General features: G+C 43.2%; 15 protein-coding genes and 1 other RNA gene. 7 read left to right on the plus strand and 9 right to left on the minus strand.

All coding sequences use genetic code 11. The features are described 5' to 3' along the window. The first annotated feature begins 47 nt into the window (after positions 1-47). Positions 48-3,113 carry a bifunctional diguanylate cyclase/phosphodiesterase gene (locus tag HC733_RS01770; RefSeq protein ID WP_342365975.1) on the plus strand — a complete coding sequence of 1,022 codons (3,066 nt, stop codon included), beginning with the start codon at positions 48-50 and terminating at the stop codon, positions 3,111-3,113. Between the two features lie 57 nt (positions 3,114-3,170). On the opposite strand, the gene HC733_RS01775 is transcribed toward HC733_RS01770, so the two are convergent. From HC733_RS01775 to HC733_RS01785, 3 genes are all read right to left on the minus strand, one after another. After that, entirely contained in the window at positions 3,171-4,829 is a 1,659-nt protein-coding gene (locus HC733_RS01775) for an alkaline phosphatase (RefSeq protein ID WP_190363341.1), read from the minus strand. Positions 4,830-5,055: 226 nt separating this feature from the next. Beyond that, positions 5,056-6,258 (minus strand): cation:proton antiporter, encoded by a 1,203-nt coding sequence (locus HC733_RS01780; RefSeq protein WP_190363342.1) that lies wholly within the window; start codon positions 6,256-6,258, stop codon positions 5,056-5,058. A gap of 102 nt (positions 6,259-6,360) precedes the next feature. Beyond that, on the minus strand, positions 6,361-7,740 hold the full coding sequence (locus tag HC733_RS01785) for a DEAD/DEAH box helicase (protein WP_190363343.1): 1,380 nt from the start codon (positions 7,738-7,740) through the stop codon (positions 6,361-6,363). Between the two features lie 311 nt (positions 7,741-8,051). Here HC733_RS01785 and HC733_RS01790 point away from each other — a divergent pair, with 311 nt between their 5' ends. Further along, positions 8,052-10,598, plus strand: a complete 2,547-nt coding sequence (locus HC733_RS01790; protein WP_203219197.1) for an Ig-like domain-containing protein — start codon at positions 8,052-8,054, stop codon at positions 10,596-10,598. A gap of 85 nt (positions 10,599-10,683) precedes the next feature. Here HC733_RS01790 and HC733_RS01795 read toward each other — a convergent pair whose 3' ends face one another. From HC733_RS01795 to HC733_RS01810, 4 genes are all read right to left on the minus strand, one after another. Then, entirely contained in the window at positions 10,684-12,156 is a 1,473-nt protein-coding gene (locus HC733_RS01795) for a serine hydrolase (RefSeq protein ID WP_190363344.1), read from the minus strand. A 242-nt stretch (positions 12,157-12,398) separates the two neighbouring features. Further along, entirely contained in the window at positions 12,399-13,802 is a 1,404-nt protein-coding gene (locus tag HC733_RS01800) for an MBL fold metallo-hydrolase RNA specificity domain-containing protein (RefSeq protein WP_190363345.1), read from the minus strand. A gap of 336 nt (positions 13,803-14,138) precedes the next feature. Next, entirely contained in the window at positions 14,139-14,546 is a 408-nt protein-coding gene (cueR, locus tag HC733_RS01805; RefSeq protein ID WP_190363346.1) for a Cu(I)-responsive transcriptional regulator, read from the minus strand. Between the two features lie 10 nt (positions 14,547-14,556). Further along, complete coding sequence (locus tag HC733_RS01810; protein WP_190363347.1) at positions 14,557-16,923, minus strand: heavy metal translocating P-type ATPase; 2,367 nt, start codon at positions 16,921-16,923, stop codon at positions 14,557-14,559. 150 nt (positions 16,924-17,073) lie between these two features. Between HC733_RS01810 and HC733_RS01815 the strand changes: the two genes are divergently transcribed. After that, positions 17,074-17,328 (plus strand): heavy-metal-associated domain-containing protein, encoded by a 255-nt coding sequence (locus HC733_RS01815; RefSeq protein ID WP_203219198.1) that lies wholly within the window; start codon positions 17,074-17,076, stop codon positions 17,326-17,328. A gap of 236 nt (positions 17,329-17,564) precedes the next feature. Here HC733_RS01815 and rnpB read toward each other — a convergent pair. Together rnpB and rsmI are read right to left on the minus strand one after the other, a co-directional pair. Beyond that, positions 17,565-17,925: RNase P RNA component class A (gene rnpB, locus HC733_RS01820), an RNA gene on the minus strand. A gap of 40 nt (positions 17,926-17,965) precedes the next feature. Beyond that, a complete protein-coding gene (gene rsmI, locus HC733_RS01825; RefSeq protein WP_190363348.1) occupies positions 17,966-18,826 on the minus strand; it encodes a 16S rRNA (cytidine(1402)-2'-O)-methyltransferase in 861 nt (286 codons plus the stop codon). Between the two features lie 62 nt (positions 18,827-18,888). On the opposite strand from rsmI, the gene HC733_RS01830 reads away from it, so the two are divergent. Genes HC733_RS01830 through dolP form a run of 4 tightly spaced genes read left to right on the plus strand, consistent with a single transcriptional unit; the run spans position 18,889 to position 22,312 of the window. Continuing rightward, entirely contained in the window at positions 18,889-20,775 is a 1,887-nt protein-coding gene (locus tag HC733_RS01830; protein ID WP_190363349.1) for a penicillin-binding protein activator, read from the plus strand. A 12-nt stretch (positions 20,776-20,787) separates the two neighbouring features. Further along, positions 20,788-21,153, plus strand: a complete 366-nt coding sequence (locus tag HC733_RS01835; protein WP_446727610.1) for a YraN family protein — start codon at positions 20,788-20,790, stop codon at positions 21,151-21,153. Between the two features lies 1 nt (position 21,154). Then, on the plus strand, positions 21,155-21,742 hold the full coding sequence (locus HC733_RS01840; RefSeq protein ID WP_190363351.1) for an SIS domain-containing protein: 588 nt from the start codon (positions 21,155-21,157) through the stop codon (positions 21,740-21,742). 3 nt (positions 21,743-21,745) lie between these two features. Next, positions 21,746-22,312, plus strand: a complete 567-nt coding sequence (dolP, locus tag HC733_RS01845; RefSeq protein WP_190363352.1) for a division/outer membrane stress-associated lipid-binding lipoprotein — start codon at positions 21,746-21,748, stop codon at positions 22,310-22,312. The last annotated feature ends 49 nt before the right edge of the window (positions 22,313-22,361 follow it).

A 22,361-nucleotide genomic window follows, 5' to 3' on the forward strand; every position in this document is an offset into this window, starting at 1 on the left:
TCGTTGTTTAGTATGATACGGGGTCGTTCCATTGGTGCTTTTCAGGTGTGATTATTTCTAATTTATCAATACCACAACGTTTCTATCGTTTATTGTTCCTTATTTGCATCCCAGGTCTACTGGTCATATTTGCGCAACTATTGGATGAGCGCTCGGAAATATTAGAACAAAGTGAGCACCATGCACTATTGCTTGCTAAGCATATTGTTGCCGTACAAAGCACCGAAATTAGCGATACCAAAGCTCTGCTCAAGACGCTTTCAGAAAATCCAAGTATCCGAGAGTTCAAAAATGGTCCATGCCCCATTTTGCTATCACACGCGCAACTGCTCTTTGCAGATATTGCCAACATGGGTATTGTCGCGCCGAATGGAGAAGTAATATGTTCTCTAACGACTGGTAATCAAGCTATTAATATTCACGACCGCGAGTATTTTCAAACAGCCTTATCGACTAAGCAATTTGCGATAGGTCAGTTTCAACAAGATCGCTCAGTACACCGTGCAACCGTCAATTTCGCAATACCAATCTTTGACGCAAACGGTGCAATTAATTCTGTACTTGTCGCTGTAAAGCCTCTGGATAAATGGAGCCAAACCTTAGCAAAACTGCCTCTTCCACAAGGAAGCCAGGTCATGCTCAGCGATACCAATGACAATATTATTGCTTTATCACCCTTTAACAAAATTATTCTGGGTAGTCCTAGTAACAAGCATTGGCCTCAAATCGACGCCAACCAAGCACATATATTAGAAGACAACAAAGGCCATCGACGAATTTATTTTACACTGCCACTGAAATCAAATAGCACACTTAATGCACTAACAGTTCATGTATCACTGCCTTTTGAACAAGCAATCATCCAAGCTAATAAGGAGGTTGCGATCACGCTGGTGTTATTCGTATTAGCCATTGCACTGCTTATTTGGCAAGCGCGCTGGAGCTTACAACGAGTCATCCTGAAGCCGTTAGAAAACTTAGTAAATGCAATTGAAGATCTTTCGCAGGGGCAACCTGTACGTTGGTCACAAAAATCTCAAACTCCTGAGTTTAATGCCATTGCATTACGTTTTGAGCAGATGGCAAATATCCGGCTAAATGTTGAATCTGCGTTATCACACAAACACGCTGAGTTAAGTGCTTTACTCGCTTCTTTACCCGATAGTTATCTAAGACTCGACAAACAAGGCAATATCTTAATGCGACATGGTCAGTTTGCTAAAAGAGCACCTAAATTGCCGCAAATTTTCCCCGACCACATTTACCAACGCTTGCTCAAACAGCTAGCCAAGCTTGATGAACAGTCTCATTGCCAATTAGAATTTTCGCTCGAAGAGCACAACAAACGCCATGTTTATGAATGTCGACTTAGCCCTATTACCGACCATCCACAAGCGATCTTAATGATCCGTGATATTAGCCAACGTAAGAAGCAAGAAGAGGCAATAAACCTTGCGGCATTGGTATACAACAACAGCAGTGAAGGCATGGTGATCACGGATGCCAATGGTTATATCCTTGATACAAACCCAGCATTTAGCCACGTAACAGGCTATAAGCGCTCAGAAGTGATCGGTAAGACCACTTCTATATTGGCATCCGGCCAACATGAAGAAGCGTTTTATGCCCATATGTGGCAACAGCTGGAGGAACAAGGAAAATGGCAAGGCGAAATCATTAACCGTCGTAAAAATGGCGAGCTATTTACAGAATGGCTCACAATCAACAGTGTGTACGACTCTAACGGCGCACCCTATCGACGCGTTGCTATTTTCACTGATATTACCGAGAAAAAACAGCAAGATGAGTTAATTTGGCGCCAAGCTCATTATGATCAGCTGACGCAACTGGCAAACCGAACTCAATTAAAGCGTCATCTAAAAAGTCGCTTGGCGCAAGGTACTCAGCAATTAGCCATCTTGCTTCTTGACCTCGATCACTTTAAAGATATTAACGATACACTCGGCCATTTTTACGGCGACCAGCTACTCACTGAAGTTGCTAACAGATTAAATCAACTCAGTCCTATTTGTAGTTTGGTGTCACGTATTGGTGGCGATGAATTCGTTTTAGTCACCCATTATTTTGGAGATGACAGCGCGCTGGCTGAACTTGCCGACAAAGTGCTGACTCAGTTACAACCTAAAATCAACATAGGTAATGAGTCGTTTCACATGAGTGCCAGTATCGGTATAGCCAGAACACCTGATGATGGAACAAGTAGTGAACACTTACTTAAAGCTGCCGATCAAGCGATGTATCAAGCAAAGCAGCAAGGGCGTAGTGGCTATGCTTTTTTCAGTAATGAAATGCGCGAGCAAGCAGAAAGCCGCATGCGCTTACTCAAAGATTTGCGTGTTGCCCAACAAGAGCAACAATTTTGCTTACATTACCAACCGATTGTCGCACTAAAAACACAAAAAGTTGAAAAAGCAGAGGCACTTATACGCTGGCAGCACCCTGAAAAAGGCCTTATTCGTCCAGATGAATTCATTCCCCTTGCAGAAGAAACACAACTGATACACAAAATGGGAGAGTTTATATTTACCAGTGCCTGCGACACTCTGCGTAAAGTCAAAGACTCAGGTAAGCATTTGCAGTTAAGTATCAATGTGTCTCCTGTACAGTTTACTTCAAAACACTGTTATCTAAGTAAGTGGCACAAACAGCTGCAAGCCCAAAATCTAAACGCACAGGACATCGTTATTGAAATTACCGAAGGCTTGATGATGAATGCCCAGCCTCGTACGCAAAAACGTTTAACCGCCCTGACAGCCCAAGGATTTGCACTTGCGTTGGATGACTTTGGAACAGGCTACTCGTCATTAGCCTATTTAAAACAAATGGATACCGACTACATCAAAATTGACAAACGCTTTGTTGATGGTATTGCCGATAATAAAGATGACTTGGCACTGTGTGAGGCGATGATAATGATGGCCCATCAGCTTGGCCTGCAAGTAATAGCAGAGGGCATAGAAACACATGAACAACACAAGTTATTACTACAAGCGGGATGTGATTTTGGACAAGGTTACTATTACGCCAAGCCAATGCCACAAGAAGCTCTGCTAGCATTAGTGGCTGATAATTATAGTGAAAAAGCCACCTAATGGTGGCTTTGTTTTAAAGTCTCAGGGTTGTGCTTACTAATATGTTTGTGTGCACAATTACTCTTCGATTAGACCCAGTGCTCTCATCATTTTATTCGAGATATCAACATGGTGCTGCATCGTTGAGAACTGTTTAGTAACGCCTTCAGGACCAAATGCATAGACTGGAACTGGTGCCGCAGTGTGAGTACCTGTACCCCAAACTACGTTTTGTTGCTTAGCAAGTACACGCGCAATTTTTCCGGTGAAGTCTTCTGTTTCATATACATAGAAATCAGAGAAATCTTCAAACTTCGGCAGCGGATAACCATCGCCGTTTACACCTTCAGTGGCATTAACCTTTTGTGCTTCTTCATACGAAATCACGTAAGGCGTATATTTCTCAATTGCCGCTTTCCACTGCGCATCCGTTGCACTTGAGTAATCGTAATTACCGTTTACTTCACCAAGTACATCAAAGAAGGTACCTTCTTGTGCATAAAGAGTATCAAGTAGTGCCAAACCACCAAAGTTAAACTTAGGCTTGTAGTCTTTACCTCTCATACCATCACCTGGCAGCGTAACCGCTTCAGGTTTATTATGGCTTGAATAGCTAAAGCCAAAGCTGCCTGTTTCATGGTCAGCAGTAACAACCACAAGTGTATCAGTGCGGTCTTTAGCCCACTCATGAACCGCTTCAACCGCTTCATCAAACTTTAATAACTCGTTTAGCATCCAACCAGCATCGTTTGCATGACCGGCCCAGTCGATTTGGCCCCCTTCAATCATCAAGAAAAAGCCATCTTCATCTTTAGATAAGACCTCAAGTGCTTTAACCGTCATTTCTTTTAGTGAAGGTTGCGTACAGCTGTTATCTGCTTTACACGCTTTGTAAGCAATACCATCAGCCATACCTGAGTTTGCGAACAAACCTAGTATTTTATTCGACTCATTGCTCGCCAACTGCGCTTTATCAAACGCAAGTGAGTAACCGTGCTGCTCTTTTGCTTCTACCACTAGGTTACGATCGTCACTACGCTTTGATTTTTTATAAACGCTTTCAGGCGCACCTAGGTCTGCCATGATTTTTCTATCAGCTTCATCTGTTTTGATATCTGATGGTACAAATACACGTGCGCCACCTGATAGCAATACATCAACCATGCCGCTTTCAATCAACTGCTCAGCAATTTCCGGCTCATAAGAGCGGTGCGGTTGATGCGCTGCAAAAGCCGCTGGCGTTGCGTGCGTAATACGTGTGTCAGATACTAAGCCTGTTGCTTTACCTGCTTTTTTCGCTTTTTCTAAAATGGTTTCAACGATGTTACCTTGGTCGTCCAAACCAATCATTTCAGAGCCAGCGGCTTTACCTGTTGCAAGTTGTGTTGCAGAACATGCTGAGTCGGTTACCAAACTACCATTGGCACCATGTGGTGCGTTTAGTGATAATCCTAAGTGTCCACTGTTAGCTAACTTAGACAGTGCCGTTTGATTGCCACGACCGTTATACGTTGAGTTGGGTGCGCGCGTTGCGTACTCTTCAAGTAGACCTACTTGTTGAGGGCCCATACCATCACCGATCATTAAGATCACGTTTTTAACTGAAGTTACTGACTTTGCAGGCACTTCTTTAATCACTTCAACTTCTTTAATGACCTCAACGGTTTTGGTGTCGTTATCATTACATGCGGTTAATAAAACAGCCGATACAGCGACTGCCAGCAACTTTTTATTCATGGTAAATTTCCTGTAACGTGAGCGCTCAGTTGCCAAAATCGCAACTGATTAAATTGCGGCACAGTTTAGGGACGGATCATGACTTTTTGATTGCAGAAAAATGACAGTTTGAGTTCAGACTCTATTCACGTAAAAACCAGAGAAAAGATATTTATCAAATTATTTCAATAGATTAAATCTATATAGGCTAATAGTTACTATTTCACTTAACGCGATGATAGAAACATTATTTAGCTTCTTCGTTTCTTTTAAAAAAACGCAATGCAATAGGCCGCGTACTGATCCCATGTAAAAACACACTCAGTAAAATAGTGTAAGCAGCAACGTGAGCTATCAGCTCAGTGCCTTCAATATTTGCTTGCAATAACATTAAAGTCAGTATGACAGACGCCAGTCCTTTTGGACCAAACCAGGCTAATGTTAGCTTGCCTTCAAGGCTGATCTGAGTGGGTATCAAGCTTAATAAAACTGGAATAATACGGATCACACTCACTGCTAAAAGTGCATAAAGCCATTCATATAGGTTGCCACTAAAGCTCAGAGTTTGACTCACAACCATGCCAAACAGCACCCAGATAAGCAGCGATGCAAAATCAGCAATGTGCTCGCTATCTTCGATTAAGTCTTCTTTAAAACTGTGCTGATAAAACTTATCAAACAGCAGACCACTCACAAACACCGCAATAAACCCGCTACCGTGTAATGATTCGGTCAGTGAAAAGATAGCGATGACAATACCAATAAAAAGAAATGGGCTTGAATTTAAAGCAAATAAATGCCGACGATGCGCCGCTGATATTGCCGCTATTGCAGCACCTGTAAGAATGGCCGCAACCAACAATGCAACCCCCACCTCCTTAGCAAACAGTCCGAGCAACCCAAACCAGCTGGATTGTGCTTGGCCATCAACGACCGCAAGTAGAAAAACAAACACGGGAATGCAAAGGCCATCATTGAGGCCACTTTCAATATTGATTGCTTCTCGCAGGTTTGCAGGTGCTTTTTTTTGTGTGATAAAACCTTTACATAAATCCGCATCGGTCGGAGTAATAATAACTGCCAATAACGCCGCATAAAGCCAACTTAATGCCAATAACCAATGAGCAAGCACTGCACCAAGCACCATTGTGATGGGCAACGCAACCAGCAGCATCAGTAAGGGTAATTGATATGAATGAAACAGTACGCGTAAACGCGTTTTTGCCGCATCTGTGAACAACACTACTGCAAGAGTAAGCTCTATAATTGGCAACACAATTGCACTGTCTTGAATCTGAAAATGCCAACCGTCTTCAAACCACCAGCCCAACAAAGCACCCAATGATACAAACCATATAGGACCCGTCAGCTCTGCACGTTTAATCTGTCGCACACTAATTGAATAGATAAAAATGGCAACGCCTACACAGGCTAATGCGTAGTCAGTCATATTATTCCCTTTCAGAGCGAAAAAAACCGCTGCCTAGCAACGGCTTAATCGATATCTCTAGAATGGGGCAAATTGCTCAATAACACAATGCCCAATCAGACATTATTGGGCATTGGCTGGTTTAGGTTTAAAACGGCGGCGTTTAGGCTTGGCATTGGTTGGATTATCAATGGCCGCCTTTACACGCTGTTGCTTAGCTTTATTCGCAGCGTTTGGTTTAGCCGTTTTAGCGCTACTATTTTGCTGACGCTTAGCATGATCCACAGCTTGATGCTCTTGATGAACTTTTGGTTTTTTTGGCTTTTTTGGTTTAATTGGGCGTGTATCTAGTGCCTTTTCTGGTACAGGGTGTTGTGGCTCAAAACCCGGCTCCTGCGCTCTTGGGATTAAGGCCCCGATAAATCGCTCGATGCCGTACAAGTCATCCGCATCATCAACTGTTGCAAAAGATACAGCAAGCCCTTCACTTCCCGCACGTCCGGTTCTGCCAATACGATGCACATAATCTTCATACACATTCGGCAAGTCATAATTGACAACATAAGGCAGCTCGGCGATATCCAGCCCCCTTGCTACAATATCCGTGGCAACCAGCACCGAGATCTCTCCAGATTTAAATCCGTTAAGTGCTTTTACTCTCGCCGATTGTGATTTATTACCATGAATTGCGGCACCTGAAATTTTATCGCGTTCAAGCTGAGTGACTAAGCGATTCGCGCCATGTTTAGTGCGACAAAATACCAAAACTTGTTGCCACTTTTTACTTTGGATCAAGTGACTTAATAATTTGGTCTTTTTAGACTTATCAATGCCATAAACAAACTGTGTTACCGTTTTCGATGCGGTATTTTTTGGTGATACCGAGATCTCTAGCGGATCAATGATTAAGCCTTTTGCGAGTGCTTGAATTTGCTCAGAAAACGTCGCTGAAAACAGTAAGTTTTGACGTTTACTGGGGAGCAATTTAATAATCTTTTTTATATCGTGGATAAAACCCATATCAAGCATACGATCGGCTTCATCAAGCACTAGGGTTTGTAGTTGATTAAACTTAACCGCATTTTGGCTAAACAAATCAATCAACCTGCCTGGTGTTGCAATTAGAATATCTACGCCTTTGCGAAGCTGCATCATTTGTGGGTTAATTTTCACACCACCGTATACCACAGCGCTGCGCAGGCGCGTGCCTTGACTATAGGCTTCCACGTTTTCGGCGATCTGTAATGCTAACTCTCTGGTTGGCGCAAGTACTAAAGCCAAAGCTTGATTGGCACGAGGTCGCTCATGCTGCAGCAGTTGCTCTATGATGGGTAGTGTAAAAGCAGCTGTTTTACCAGTACCCGTTTGGGCGGCTGCCATTACATCTCGGCCACTCAAAACGGCAGGGATCCCTTGCTCTTGAATTGGTGTCGGAACGGTGTAGCCTTTTTCATTGATGGTTTTAACAATAGCGGGAGATAACCCCAAATCAGAAAATGTCATTTAAACTCTCATGTGTTGGGGCTTATCATCAACAAAAGATAGGATAACTACAGTGGCATAAGCCCGAGCAAACAATCTTGTTATTATACTCAGCCAACTGCACTCACTTGATGCGCGCTATCGCTATATACATGCAAGCAAGATTACCAGTATAACAGATAGCAGCTATATCCCCTATCATGTCTTTAATATTGAGTATTATGCTCAAACCTTGACTACTTATAACTAAATCACAATTGCTTAACATGTACCTAGGTTATATGCTGGAATTTGCCTTGTGCAAAATTAATACAACTGTAAAGGATATAATCATGAAGCTATCTAAACAAATTATACTGCCTCACGCCTTGTTAGCGCTGGCAACATTACCAATGAGTACTTTGGCATATGACTGCCAAGGGCTATCGAGTTGGTCAAACGCTTTGGTTTACACCAAAGGGGACTTAGTCACCCAACAAAATACAGCCTTTGAAGCACAGTGGTGGACACTTAATCAACCACCTGCGGACAATTCGGCACCTTATTCTGTCTGGAAAAACCTAGGACAATGTGGCGGTAACCAAGCACCCAATGTGGTACTTACCAGCCCTGCAGATGGTGCTGTTTTACCCGCAAATGACAGCGCTGTTTTTAGTGCCGATGCATCAGACTCTGATGGGCAGGTAACACGAGTTGAATTTTTCTTAGATTCACAGTCTATCGGTATCGCAAGCCAAGTTCCTTATAAAATAACGTGGCAAACCGTTGCAGGCCAATACAGTGTCAGCGCGGTCGCAACCGATGATAAAGGTGCGACAAAAACCAGTGCTCTTGCGCAACTGACTGTACGCGATGGCATGGAAAACTTACCACCTACGGTCGAGTTACTAAGCCCTACAAACAATGCGCAATTTAAAAAAGGTGAAACAGTGCGCATTAGCGCTGATGCAAAAGACCGTGATGGTGAAATAAAATCTGTCGAGTTTTGGCTCAACAATACCAAACTTGCAACCGACACTGTGTCACCTTATGAATATGATTGGCTTACAACCGTAGGTAAACATCAACTCAAAGTTATTGCGACCGATGACAAAGCCGCCACTGCTACTGCGCTTGTTACGATTGATGTGACTGAGCCAAGTTCAGGTGGCTGTGCCAATATTCCTGCATATCAGGGTGGAGGAAATTATAGTGCGGGAGATTTAGTATCTCACAATAATCATAAATATCGATGTGACATTGGCCCTTGGTGCAGCTCTAGTGCGCTTTGGGCTTATGAACCAGGCGTTGGGCAATACTGGCAAGACGCTTGGACTGATCAAGGTATTTGCGCCATTGCACCACAAGTAAGTTTTACATCACCGGCACCAAATAGTACGTTGCTCAAAGGTAATCAATACGAGATAAACGTTCAGGCACAAGACGCCGATGGACAAATATCTCAGGTTGACCTATACGCCAATGACACATTGCTCGCCAGCCTCACACAAGCACCTTATTCTGTCACTTGGCAAGCACAGCCACTCGGAGCGGTTGCACTTAAAGCAGTCGCGACAGATAACGAAGGCAACACAGGTAACAGTGCGCAATCAGTTACCGTGACCGATAAACCGCTTGTTGCATCAATCACATCACCAAGTGCTGGCACTCAGCTTACGTTGGGTAATTCTGTACAAATTAAAGCGCAAGCATCAGCTTTACAAGGACAAGTAACACAAGTTAGCTTTTCTATCGATGGCGTTGTTATCGCCACTGACACTACAGCGCCTTATACAACAACCTATACGCCTGCAAGCCTTGGTATGAAAACCATCACCGCAACAGCCAAGGATAACCTAGGTAATGAAGCGCAAAGTGAGGGAGTAAGCTTAAGGGTGATTGAGAAACCACTTGGCAAAACTCATAAATTGATTGGCTATTGGCATAATTTCGTCAATCCAGCTGGCTGTCCAATTCCTTTAAATCAAATCTCTGATGCATGGGATATTATTGATATCGCGTTTGCTGATAACGATAGAAACTCCAATGGCACCGTGCACTTCAATTTGTTTGAAAAAGACATTCACTCAAGTTGTCCAGCGGTTGACCCAGTACAATTTAAGCAAGATATGAAAAACCTACAGGCGCGCGGTAAAGTTTTTGTACTGAGCTTAGGTGGCGCCGAAGGCACTATCACGCTCAATACAGATAATGACGAAGCTAACTTTGTATCGAGCCTGACGGATATCATCAAAGAATGGGGCTTTGACGGTTTAGATATTGACTTAGAAAGTGGTTCAAACCTTGTACATGGCTCGCAAATTCAAGCCCGTTTACCACGTGCACTCAAGCAAATTGAACAAAATATTGGTGGTGACATGGTGCTCACCATGGCCCCTGAACACCCATATGTGCATGGTGGCATGATTGCCTACTCTGGTATTTGGGGTGCGTACATTCCTCTGATTAATGAGCTTAGAGACACGCTAGATTTACTACATGTGCAACTTTACAACAATGGTGGTTTACCTAATCCATACGAACCCGGCAGCGCACCCGAAGGGTCAGTGAATATGATGGTTGCCCACGCGAAAATGCTGGTTGAAGGTTTTGACCTTGCTGACGGTTCACGCTTTATGCCGCTACGGGATGATCAGGTTGCGATTGGTTTACCATCTGGGCCGAAGTCTGCCAACTCAGGACAAGCACCAATTGGTAACATTACTGCCGCACTCGATTGCTTAGTTAAAGGTACTAACTGCTCGTCTATCGTGCCAAGCAAACGTTACCCTAATTTTGGCGGGGTGATGACTTGGTCGATTAACTGGGACAAGTACGATGGCTACAACTTCTCAAAACCTGTTGGAGATAAGCTGACACAACTTAATCAGCAAAAGTAACTTCGCACTATGTATGGCTTGGCATATTTGCCAAGCCATTTCTTGTTTTATATGTTTCACCACTCAAATTATGAATGGTATACGCTTACAAGTACTTTTTCAGACCATCGACTTTGTCGCTGGCATATTGACTATCGGGGTTTATTGCCAGTATTCGCTTATAATATTCAACCGCTAACGGGTACTGCTTAGTCGCTTCATAAGCTTCAGCCAGAGCGCTCAAATAATATGTTTGCTCATTGTTCATCGACAGTGCAAATTTAAATACTGCAATTCCTTGTTGAACTTTACCTTCTTTAACTAATTGCTCACCCCACTCAGTCACTATCTCTAGATCATACATCACACCCGTGTCAGCTTGAGCTTGCTCAAAAGTGGCTGAAAAGTCTTTAAAACCTTGTTCATTGGTTAGTTGCTTTAAATAGGCCATTGGATGATATGATTTTTGCTTAATTTCACTGTTAAAGTCGGCGATATAGTGAGCCGCAATATCATCGACAAACTCGATTGGCAGCCCCCCTAGCAAATTAGTTAATACAACAATCGACACATTGTCTTTAGGGTAAGTAATGAGTGTAGCCGCGTTGGCACCACTGGCACTAACAGCTGGGTGATATTTACGTTGGATCACTTGCCAGCCCAGTGCGTAGCCATTTTCGAAATTATTGAAGCCTTCTGTACGACCATTATTTAATCTAACTGGGGTCCAAAGCGTATCCAAGTTTTTCACAAGTTTGCCTTGTTGCAATGACACGATGTAATTAGCTAGCTCTTTTGCCGTTGAACTCATGCCAGCCGCGGTTCTGAGCATATAAGGAAACTCGCCATAAAAGTTTTTATATTTACCATCACCGACATGGATATATTGACGAGCCTGATGAGGTACCACCAATTCTAAATAATCAAACCCTGCTTGTGCAGTTTGTGTCATTCCCACAGGGTTAAACTGCTTCTTTGTGATATAGTTTGTAAACCCTTCAGGCACATACTTATCTATGAGCTTACCTAATATCACATAACCTGTTTGATTGTATTGAAAGCGGGAATTGGGTGTAAACTGAAAAGGGCGTTTTTGCACTTCTTGCCAAGACGCTTCTGCATCCCTTGGAACAATGGTGTCTACCGTTTCGTTTGATGATAAAATTCTTGGCAGCCCAGTGCTATGTCCCATCAACTGATTTATTTTTAGAGACTTCCAAGAGTTCGGTAAATCTGATAGATGTTTGCCTATCTCATCATCCACACGAAAATATCCTTGCTCTGCCAGTTGCAAAATGGCAACTCCCGTGAAGGCTTTAGTCATAGAATTAATTGGAAAGATAGTATTCTCTGTCACGGGAACTTGATGCTGTAAATCAGCAAAGCCATAATTTGCTTGCTTGACCAACTCACCGTTTTTTACAACAGCTAACTGAAGACCTGGTATATGCCTTTGTTGCATCTTCACTTTAATTAACTGATCAATCGGATCCGCCCAAACCTTCGAAGATGTCGCCGCAACACACATCAGCGCACCACATAAAAAGCTAGCAATAACTGAAATATTATTCTTACCCATGATATGTCCTTTACCCATTTTGATAGACAGATAGTTACTCCTTATCAACTATCGTACCACAACAAAACACCTTTAATTTCAATAGATTACAAAAGTCCGTTTCAAAATATAAAGATAATAGTGGTGAAAAAAGCAAATAAATAGCGAAGTTCACACACGTAATACAATTTAAAATCAAAGTGTTAAGTAAAATAAATACCAAGACACCACGCAGTTTATATTGCGCCAATTATCGTGATTATTTAAAACTCAATCGTGTCTCCTAAAATTGGAATTTCAGCCTGTATGCCGTGCTCTTGTTTGAGCTTACAAGCTAGCACCTCTAGAGCATCCGGCTCACCATGCACTAATACCACTTTAGGGTTGGTTTTAAAGTGCCTGATCCATTCAATTAATGCCGCTTGCCCAGCATGTGCTGAAAAGCCATTTAACGTTTCAATGTTTGCTTTGACAATAATGTCATCACCAAATAACTTCACATGCTGCGCGCCATCGACCAATATTCTGCCAAGCGTACCATTGGCCTGATAACCAACAAAAATAACTGTGTTGCGGCTGTCCCAAATACGATGTTTAAAGTGATGCGTGATCCGCCCTCCTGTACACATCCCACTGCCAGCGATGATCAACGCGCCCCTACTGATGGTGTTGATAGCCATAGAGTCTTCTGCATCTACCATCAGATGTAAGGTAGAAAGAAAGTTTTCTAACAACGTTTGCTCACCCGTACACAGCTTTTTTATTCCCTCGCAGTCTAGATCTGGCAACCATTGGTCATAAACGGACGTAACCTCGATAGCCATAGGGCTATCGAGAAAAACCTGCCAATTATCCAGCTGCCCCGCCTGCTGTAGTTTTCCTAAATAGAGCAGCAGCTCCTGCGTACGACCCACCGCAAAAGCAGGGATCATCACATTACCTCCGCGAGCAAAGGCATCGTGCAAAATTTCTTGCAGTTGCTTTTGCGTATCACCAAGAGACTTATGCTCACGGTCCCCGTAGGTGCCTTCCATCAGCACTATATCAGCCTCTTCCAAAAACACGGGGTCATTCATCAGGACGGTGTCGCTATTGCCCAGATCACCCGAAAAAACTAACGTTTTCTGCTTGCCACTCTCGTCCAATGTCAGTTCGACGATGGCAGAGCCAAGTATGTGCCCCGCATCGTAAAAACGTAGCAATGCGCCATTACCAATGTTTATCTGTTGTTTATAGGGGAGTGGCTTGAGGCACTCTAAAACACTTAATACATCTTCCTTGTTATACTGAGCCTCGATATCAGCTAAGCCCTTGCGCGAGCGCTTGCGATTTTCTCTTCGCAAATCATTTTCATACAAGCTCAGTGCATCGAACAGCATAATGGGTAATAACTGCGCGGTTGCTTCAGTACAATAAATCGGGCCAACAAAGCCTTCATGTACTAAGCAAGGTAATCTGCCGCTGTGATCTAAATGTGCGTGGGATAAAATAACCATATCTATACTGTTGGGATTAAAAGAAAATTGCTCTTTGGAGATAAGGTGTTTTGCTCTCATACCTTGGTGCATACCGCAATCAAGCAGCACATCGCCCAGTGATGAAGAACTAACTAGATGACATGATCCTGTGACTTCTTGCGCAGCACCATAAAATGTAATTGTTGGCATTGATCTCACTCTCACGTATTTGTGGGGTATAAAACCCTAATGATATGTGTAAGTTTAGTTACAAAATGGCGGTTCGTTGCGATAACAGGCTATTTATTCCCCATAATGAGTAAGATATTCGTGTCATAGAAAGGTGATGCATAGGCCTCACACCTTCAATGAGTCATTTTCCTTTGCCTCAATCAATTTGAGCAGCAGAGTCGAAACTAGGAGCACATAACCCTATTAATAACCTGTACTAGATAAGGTTGAGTCAAAACACTCTAAAGGCCATAGTCTTCATTGCTTCTACTAGAGAGGCCCAGAAGCTATAAACTTCTAGGCCCAGACTTGAATTTAAATACTGGATTGCGCTAACTGTTCTAGAATGCCGCATTGCGGACTCGTGTCACCTTTACAGCTGTCAGCCAGTTTAATCAGCACCTGTTGCATTTGTTCTAACTCTGCGATTTTAGTAGATATCTGCTCAAGGTGGGATTGTGCTAATTGCTTTACTAGTCGACTTTCTCGCTCCGGGTTTTGCCACAAAGAGAGTAAAGATTGAATATCCGAAAGTGAAAAACCTAGATTTCGCGCTCTTTTAATGAACATTAACTGATTTAATTGCTCACTATTATATAACCGATACCCACTCTCTGTTCTGGGTGATTTTCGGATCAAGCCCGATTGCTCGTAGTTACGGATCATTTTTGCAGTTAAGCCACTTACTTTAGCGGCTTCACCGATAGTCAATAGAGTTCCCATGTTTGTACTCCTAGAAAGACATTCTTTGAAGTCGCAAGGCATTAGTAATGACGAGTAAACTACTACATGCCATTGCAGCTCCCGCTAAAATTGGATTTAGAAATCCCAGAGCAGCCAGAGGTATACCTATGGTGTTGAATGCAAAGGCCCAAAATAGATTTTGTTTGATATTTCGATAAGTTGCATTCGCGAGTTTCAACGAAGAGGATACTAATTCAGGATCACCTCGCATTAGCGTAATGGCTGATGCACTCACAGCAACTTCAGTACCGGTCGCCATTGCTATACCTAGATCCGCTTGTGCAAGTGCAGGCGCATCATTAATACCATCTCCAACCATCGCTACTTTATAACCTTTCGCCTGATAAGCAGCGACAGCAGCTGCTTTGCCCTGTGGTAAAACCTCAGCATCGAAATTATCTAGACCCAATTGTTTAGCTACATACTCGGCGCTTGCTTGAGAGTCTCCCGTGATCATGGCTACCATTATTCCGTCACGTTGAAGACTTTGCACTGCAGACAACGCCCCCTGCTTTGGTTTGTCAGCAAAACATAATATGCCTAGTAATTCTGTACCATGTGCTGTGCTCTCGGCGAGCCAAGATACCGAGGCTCCTTGTGAGTGAATAAGCTCTGTTGGCAATGTCACACCCAGCTGGGTCATCCATTTACTAGAGCCCATAATTATAGCGCGACTGTCGATTTCTCCACTAACACCGCTGCCGGCGATCACTTTAAACCCAGTGATGTCCGCTAGTTGGATATCATTATCTTGTGCAAAATTAACGATGGCCTTAGACAACGGGTGTTCGCTATGTTCAGACAGTGCATATGCTAACTCCAAGAGCGCATCTTCACTCCCTTTTAGTGCTGTAATTTGTGTTAAGACTGGCTTGCCCTCTGTAAGCGTTCCCGTTTTATCAAACACGACATAGTCAATGTGTGTAGCACTTTCTAGCGCAACTGCATCCTTTACCAATATACCATGTCGTGCAGCAGTGCCTGTTCCGGCCATTATGGCTGCAGGCGTAGCCAAACCAAGCGCACATGGACACGCGATAACGAGCACGGCAACAGCGTACAGAATGCCTTGCGACCATTGACCTAGCATTCCCCCCCAAACAAGTACGGTTAATAGAGCAAATACCAAAACAGCAGGAACGAAGATGCTACTGATTTTGTCAACCAACGCTTGAACCGGAGCCTTTGCACCTTGAGCCTGCTCAACCAAGCGGATGATTTTTGATAGAGTTGACTCAGAACCGACAGCTGAGGCTTCAATTTCAAGTACTCCATCTAAATTCACAGAACCGCCAGTAACCTTATCACCGTTCGTTTTGTTTAAAGGGATACTTTCTCCGCTAATCAAAGCCTCATCAACATTACTGTTGCCATTAATGACAATACCATCGCAAGGGATACGCTCTCCAGGTCTGACTTTGACCACATCCGCTTTTTTTATCTCAGATGCTAAAAGCGTTTGCCACTGTCCATCGACTAATACAGTCGCTGAGGTGGGCTTCAAATTTTCTAGCGCTTGGAGTGCGCTGGTTGTCTGCTTTTTGGCTCTCTTTTCGAGAAACTTGCCTAACAACACCAATGTTAAAACCGCTGCACTGCTTTCAAAGTATAGATGCGGTGATCCGTGATGCCCATCAAAAGTAAGCCACAGATAAAGTGATAACCCATATGCTGCACTGGTTCCAATAGACACAAGAAGGTCCATATTACCGGTAAATGCTTTAAGTGCATGCCAACCTGCTTTATAAAAGCGCGCGCCAAAATAGAATTGTACCGGGGTAGCTAAAATCCATTGCCAAATAGGTGCTAACATCCAATCTTGAGCAAATAACATCCCGAACATTGGCAGAACAAGAGGCAACGTTAACATTGCAGCCCCTATGACAGGCCAACCATCTTTGTGGTAAAAAGCCGTACTGCTCTTGTCATCCAGAGGTTTTTCAATATTGCTGGTGATGACCAACTCGTAACCTGAATTTTTAACGGCCTGCTGTAACTCAGCATCATTCACTTTTGGCGTTACTACAACACTCACTTGCTCTGTCGCTAAATTTACTGTTGCAGATATAACCCCTGCAAGACTGTTTAAACTCTTCTCTACTCGGCTACCACATGAAGCACATGTCATACCTTTAACCTCGAACTGTTTAGTTGCAAAGTCAAGTTGGTATCCTACTGCGTTAACTGCATTGCTTAGCGCTGTCATGTTTATATCACCTGAAATCGACACCGTGTCAGAGGCCAGATTAACATTCGCACTATCAATGCCCGATACCGCCATTAACGCCTTTTCGACTCTATTTGCGCAAGAAGCACACGTCATACCTTTTAGAGGCAAGTCTATAGTTGTTGTCATTTTAGAATCTCCTATCTGACAATTTGGATTCAATAATGAAAGGCTAAACCTTGCCATAAGGTTAAGGTCAAATAACTTTTTAAAAATTGTTGACACTGCCAAAGGAGTAACTTTTAGCATAGTGCCCGAATACTAAATAGGAGATAAATAATGATGAAATTTAATGTCGCAGAAATATCATGCAATCATTGCACGGGCGCAATTACTAAAGCGTTACTAACACTCGATGAAGATGCAAAACTAATCTTCGATCTAGCAAGTAGAACCGTATCTGTTGAGTCTGATCTTTCAGCAGAGGAAGTGACTGCTGCTATTAAAGAAGCAGGTTACGAAGCGAGTGAAGTGAAGGTTTCTTGTTGTAATTCTTCAAATAGTTGCCACGAAGAAATCCCCTTCAATACTTAACGTCACGGGTTTAAATACCGTGGCGTTAAGTATAAAAAATCATACGGTTCAAAAGGGTATATCAGGTAACCCAGTTAGCCAAATTATTAGGATATTTTGAGAAATAGATGTTGTAGTGTGATTGGAGTTTAGAAGTTGTAAAGCACGTACCAATGGCAACTTAAATTGGCGAGATTATGGGTAAGTTTTTTAGACAACCGCTTGATTTACATATGTAAACCAAGCGGCTACTAAAATTAGTGAGTCAGCCTATAAGCCGGGTTCTGTACTCTTGCGAGCGATAATCATTCGTCTAGGCCTAGGATCGCTCCTAGGCTCAAGCAACCTACCCGGTTCCGATGTGGGCCACACCATAAGGAACCCTATTTGGTCTTGCTCCGGGTGGAGTTTACCTTGCGACCAACTGTTACCAGTGGCCCGGTGCGCTCTTACCGCACCCTTTCACCCTTACCAATCCGAAGATTGGCGGTCTCCTCTCTGCTGCACTTGTCGTAGGCTTACGCCCCCCAGCCGTTAGCTGGCACCCTGCCCTGTGGAGCCCGGACTTTCCTCCCCCTGATCATTTTCGTCACAGGCAGCGATTATCCGGCTGACTCGGCGCGGATTATACGGTAACTAAGCGCAAAGCTCACGCTTTTTACGCGTCTTTTTCGGCGATTGCCGCTTTATACAAGGCATTTTTCTTTAAGTTAAAATAGTCAGCCACAACACCACAAGCTTTTTTCAGTGGCATTTCACTTTCAAGTAACGACAACATACGTTTAGCATCCGCTGGAATTTCTTCTTGTTGTTTTGGCTTTCCCGGTAACATCAGTACCAATTCACCACGCTGTTTTTCAGGCTCTTCGGTTAGAAATTCAATCAACTGAGCCACCGAGCCACTAAAAAATGTTTCGTATGTTTTGGTTAGTTCTTTTGCAAAAACAACTTGTTGCTCTTCACCTAAGGCTGCTTGCAAGTCATTCAAGCTTGCCATAATTCGGTGTGTGCTCTCATACATAATGCTGGTGATGCCACTTTCATAGGCATCTAGAAAAAACTGCTGACGCGCCTGACTTTTTGCTGGCGTAAAACCAATAAACTGAAAGCGGTCCGTAGGCAAGCCAGAACAACACAGAGCCGTAATGGCAGCGCATGCTCCTGGCACAGGCGTTACATTTGCCCCTTGTTCACGGCATAGGTTTACAACCGCATAACCTGGGTCGCTTATCAAAGGAGTCCCAGCATCCGATACCAAAGCGATATCTAAGCCTTCATTGAGCCAATCGACAACTTGCTGCGCTTTTTGTTTTTCATTGTGATCATGCAAAGCAAACGTTTTCGCTTTGATGTTGAAGTGGCTCAGTAATTTACCTGTATGGCGGGTATCTTCAGCTGCGATTAAGTCGACATTAGATAGCGTGGTTAAAGCTCGCTCGCTGATGTCGGCAAGATTGCCAATTGGCGTGGCTACCACATAAAGGGTGCCTATTTTATCGGTGTTCTGTGCTTTTATCATTGAGCTCTCCCAGTTCAGTCAGTAAGATAGCCCCTAGAAAGTAAATCAACTAGGGCGTTGTTGTGCGACTGAAAATAATTAGTCTTGTAATCGCTATATTGTCAGGGTTATCAGCCTGTAGTACAACCGAAAAAGTACCAACAGCTAACTCCAAGCCACAAAATCAGCAATCAAAGCACACATTAGATTATTCTGATGCGCTTGCCTTGTTTGAAAAAGCCCAATCTAAGTCCGGTGCAAACAGAATACAGTTGCTTTATTATGCAAGAGATGCAGCTATTAGTGGTAAAGACTGGCAACTCCTTGAACAAATTTGTCTAGCCTTAGAAAGCAAAGTCAGTGTCGATCACGTCCAAAACAAGTTATATATCGCACTGGCACGCAAAAACCAGCAACGCGCAAGTGCCGCCTTGGCGATTCTTAATTCACTTGAAGAACAGCTCTCTTTACCCGAGCATAAAGCATGGCATCAATACTTAACTGGCAGTATTTATGCCACTGAAGGCCTCCCTAATCAGGCGCTCAACTACTTTTTTAATGCTGCCAATATAAGTGCTCAGAGCAATGTCACAATCGCGAACCTAAATGATGATATCTGGCAAGCCCTACAACAGTTGTCTTCTTTTGCTTTAGAAAAGCTAGATAGTGGCTCTGTCATTCAACAAGGATGGGTTAAGCTTGCTAAATACCAACTTGTTTATCTTGGCGCCGGAGTACAGCTTCATCAGGCCCTCAATAACTGGCAGCGTCGTTTTGTAAATCATCCAGCTAGCTACTTATTGCCTGAAGAAGTCGCCACGTCTGTTAGCTTAGTACCCTATGATACAAAGCGATTAGCCATCTTATTGCCGCAATCTGGTAGCAGTGAGCGCTTTGGCGCTGCCCTCAAAAATGGCTTTCTAGCAGCGTTAGACAAGCATAATATCGATGAAGTGTTCTTTATTGACGAAGCACAAAGCACACAAGAAATAGAACAAGCCATTGCGCGCCATCAAATTGATTTTGTGATTGGCCCATTGCTCAAAAGTAATATTGATAAACTAGCTGGTAGTGAAGTGCTTTCCGCCTTGCCGACCATTTATCTAAACACGCCGAGTCAGCTTAATCATAATGCACAACATTATTACTTTGCACTCAACCCCGAGCATGAAGTTGAACAAGCTTTGGTGCACTTCTTAGCAAAAGAGTATCAAAAGCCTATGCTTTTAGCTCCTGACAATAACTCTGGGCACCGACTCATCAGCCATTTTCAACAACAATGGCAAAGATTCAGTGAGACTCAACCTGAGGTTGGCTTTTATACCGACAGTAAAAATATGGCTAAAGTTGTGGCTAATTTGCTCGAAGTCGATGAATCAAAACAGCGTATTAGTACAATCAAGTCTTTATTTAGCAAAGAGGTCGAAAGTGAAACCCGCTCCCGTGGAGACATTGATGTGATCTATATTTTGGGTGACACAATTGAAACTCGACTGCTAAAACCGTATCTGGATGTAAATGTCAGTACGTTTGCCGAGCGCATTCCTTTGTATGCCACCTCTAAAAGCTACAGTAGGCGTATAGACACCACAGATAAGGGTGACTTGGAAGGCTTATATTTTACCGAGCAGCCGTGGATGCTGCCGGGAGCCGTACAACAAAACGACTTACGAGAAAAGTACTTAACACTGTGGCCCGAGCAAGCGGATATAGAGCAGCGACTATTCGCTATGGCATACGACTCACTAAACTTGATCCCACAGATAAAACAACTGGCACGTATTCCAGGAAAAGAGTTTTCTGGTCTTACAGGACAAATAAGTATAAAGCGCGATAACATCCTTACGAGGACTTTAAGTTGGGCACAGTACAAACAAAACAAGGTTCGTTTGGTTAAACTTAATGAAACACCTCCGGCACCACTTTATATGCGCCAAACACAAAAAACCGACGAGCAGGTTATGAACTAAGGCAGGATGCCAATGTTTAAAGGATTATTCAAAAATACCAGAGATAAAGGTGAGCATTACGAACGCCTAGCAAAATCCTATTTGCAAAAGCAAGGACTGAATTATGTACAGAGCAATTATTATTGTTCTTACGGCGAAATCGATTTGATCATGCGAGATGGCAACTGCTGGGTCTTTGTTGAAGTGAAATATCGAACTTCTCATCGCTTTGGTGGCGCACTGGCTGCACTAGGTCAGGCTAAACAACAAAAGCTAAAACGTAGCATTTATCACTACTTGGGCGCGCAACAGTTGCATAATGTACCAGTGCGCGTAGACTTTATTGCGATTGAGGGGAAAAACCCTCCTAATATACAATGGATTAAGAGCGTTTTTTAGTATGCAAGAATCTATTAAAAGCATTTTTACTGAAAGTATTCAGGCACAGATAGCTGCTGGGGAAGTCCTACCCGATGCGCTAGAGTCAGCAGCATTCACAATTGTGCAAGGGTTAATAAACGGCAACAAACTATTGTGCTGTGGCGCTGATAACTGCCATATGCTTGCTGAGCATATGGCTGGGTTACTGGTCAACTTTTACGAAACTGAGCGGCCATGCTTGCCGGCAGTAGCACTGGCGCAAAGCTCAGTTCATCTTGGCCAATACATAGCATCAGACGATGCTGATCGCTTTTCTAGACAAGTAAGAGCGTTTGCTCAGCAAGGCGATATACTATTAGTGCTCGCTGTTAATGGTAATGAAAAAGATATCGTTAGCGCTGCAGAGGCAGCTCTTACCAAAGATATGAAAGTCATCGCACTGGTTGGAGATGATGGCGGAGAGTTAACTGGGCTATTAGGCCCCAGTGATGTAGAGATACGCGTGCCAAGCAAACGCCCTAGTCGTATAGTTGAATCTCACTTATTCATCATACATTGTCTTAGCCAGTTAATTGATAACACTTTATTCCCACAAGGAGAGCAGTAAACAATGTTGGTAAAACCTATCGCACTGCTACTAAGTATTACGCTGTTACAAGGTTGTGCTGCGGCCGTTGTAGCTGGCACTGCGGGCGCTATTTCTGCGGCTGATGACCGTCGCACAATAGGCTCTCAACTTGATGATAACAATATAGAAATCAAGGGAATGATTGCGATTAGAAATGTTGAACGCTTAAAAGAGCATGCCAATATTAGCCTGATCAGTGTCAACGGGGTTGTATTAATGGTTGGCCAAGTCGCCAATATCGAGATGAAGGAGCAAGCGCAAAAAACCCTTCAAGGTATTGCAGCTATTCGACAAATTCACAATCAATTAAGAATTAGTAGCAACATTGGCGTAGCAACCCAAACTCATGATGTTTGGCTAACCTCCAAAGTAAAGACCAAATTACTCGCAGCTGACGATGTCAGTGGCAATAATATAAAAGTGGTTACAGAAAATAGCGAAGTATTTTTGATGGGTCTAGTAAGCCAAGAAGAAGCCAATAGAGCGGTCGAAATTGCTCGCCATGTAAATGGCGTAGCTCGTGTTATAAAAGCGTTCGAATATTTGTAATATCAATTTATCACACATAAAAAAACCTGCTAGCAGCAGGTTTTTTTAT

The organism is Pseudoalteromonas sp. S16_S37 (assembly GCF_014694405.1).
Classification (GTDB): Bacteria; Pseudomonadota; Gammaproteobacteria; order Enterobacterales; family Alteromonadaceae; genus Pseudoalteromonas.

What these genes read in the sequence shown, in the direction of transcription:
- HC733_RS01775 (WP_190363341.1), bottom strand. Translation starts at nt 4,829, where the DNA reads ATGAATAAAAAGTTGCTGGCAGTCGCTGTATCGGCTGTTTTATTAACC.
- rsmI (WP_190363348.1), bottom strand. Translation starts at nt 18,826, where the DNA reads ATGATAAAAGCACAGAACACCGATAAAATAGGCACCCTTTATGTGGTA.
- HC733_RS01780 (WP_190363342.1), bottom strand. Translation starts at nt 6,258, where the DNA reads ATGACTGACTACGCATTAGCCTGTGTAGGCGTTGCCATTTTTATCTAT.
- HC733_RS01790 (WP_203219197.1), top strand. Translation starts at nt 8,052, where the DNA reads ATGAAGCTATCTAAACAAATTATACTGCCTCACGCCTTGTTAGCGCTG.
- HC733_RS01835 (WP_446727610.1), top strand. Translation starts at nt 20,788, where the DNA reads ATGTTTAAAGGATTATTCAAAAATACCAGAGATAAAGGTGAGCATTAC.
- dolP (WP_190363352.1), top strand. Translation starts at nt 21,746, where the DNA reads ATGTTGGTAAAACCTATCGCACTGCTACTAAGTATTACGCTGTTACAA.
- HC733_RS01785 (WP_190363343.1), bottom strand. Translation starts at nt 7,740, where the DNA reads ATGACATTTTCTGATTTGGGGTTATCTCCCGCTATTGTTAAAACCATC.
- HC733_RS01795 (WP_190363344.1), bottom strand. Translation starts at nt 12,156, where the DNA reads ATGGGTAAGAATAATATTTCAGTTATTGCTAGCTTTTTATGTGGTGCG.
- cueR (WP_190363346.1), bottom strand. Translation starts at nt 14,546, where the DNA reads ATGGGAACTCTATTGACTATCGGTGAAGCCGCTAAAGTAAGTGGCTTA.
- HC733_RS01810 (WP_190363347.1), bottom strand. Translation starts at nt 16,923, where the DNA reads ATGACAACAACTATAGACTTGCCTCTAAAAGGTATGACGTGTGCTTCT.
- HC733_RS01815 (WP_203219198.1), top strand. Translation starts at nt 17,074, where the DNA reads ATGATGAAATTTAATGTCGCAGAAATATCATGCAATCATTGCACGGGC.
- HC733_RS01800 (WP_190363345.1), bottom strand. Translation starts at nt 13,802, where the DNA reads ATGCCAACAATTACATTTTATGGTGCTGCGCAAGAAGTCACAGGATCA.
- HC733_RS01840 (WP_190363351.1), top strand. Translation starts at nt 21,155, where the DNA reads ATGCAAGAATCTATTAAAAGCATTTTTACTGAAAGTATTCAGGCACAG.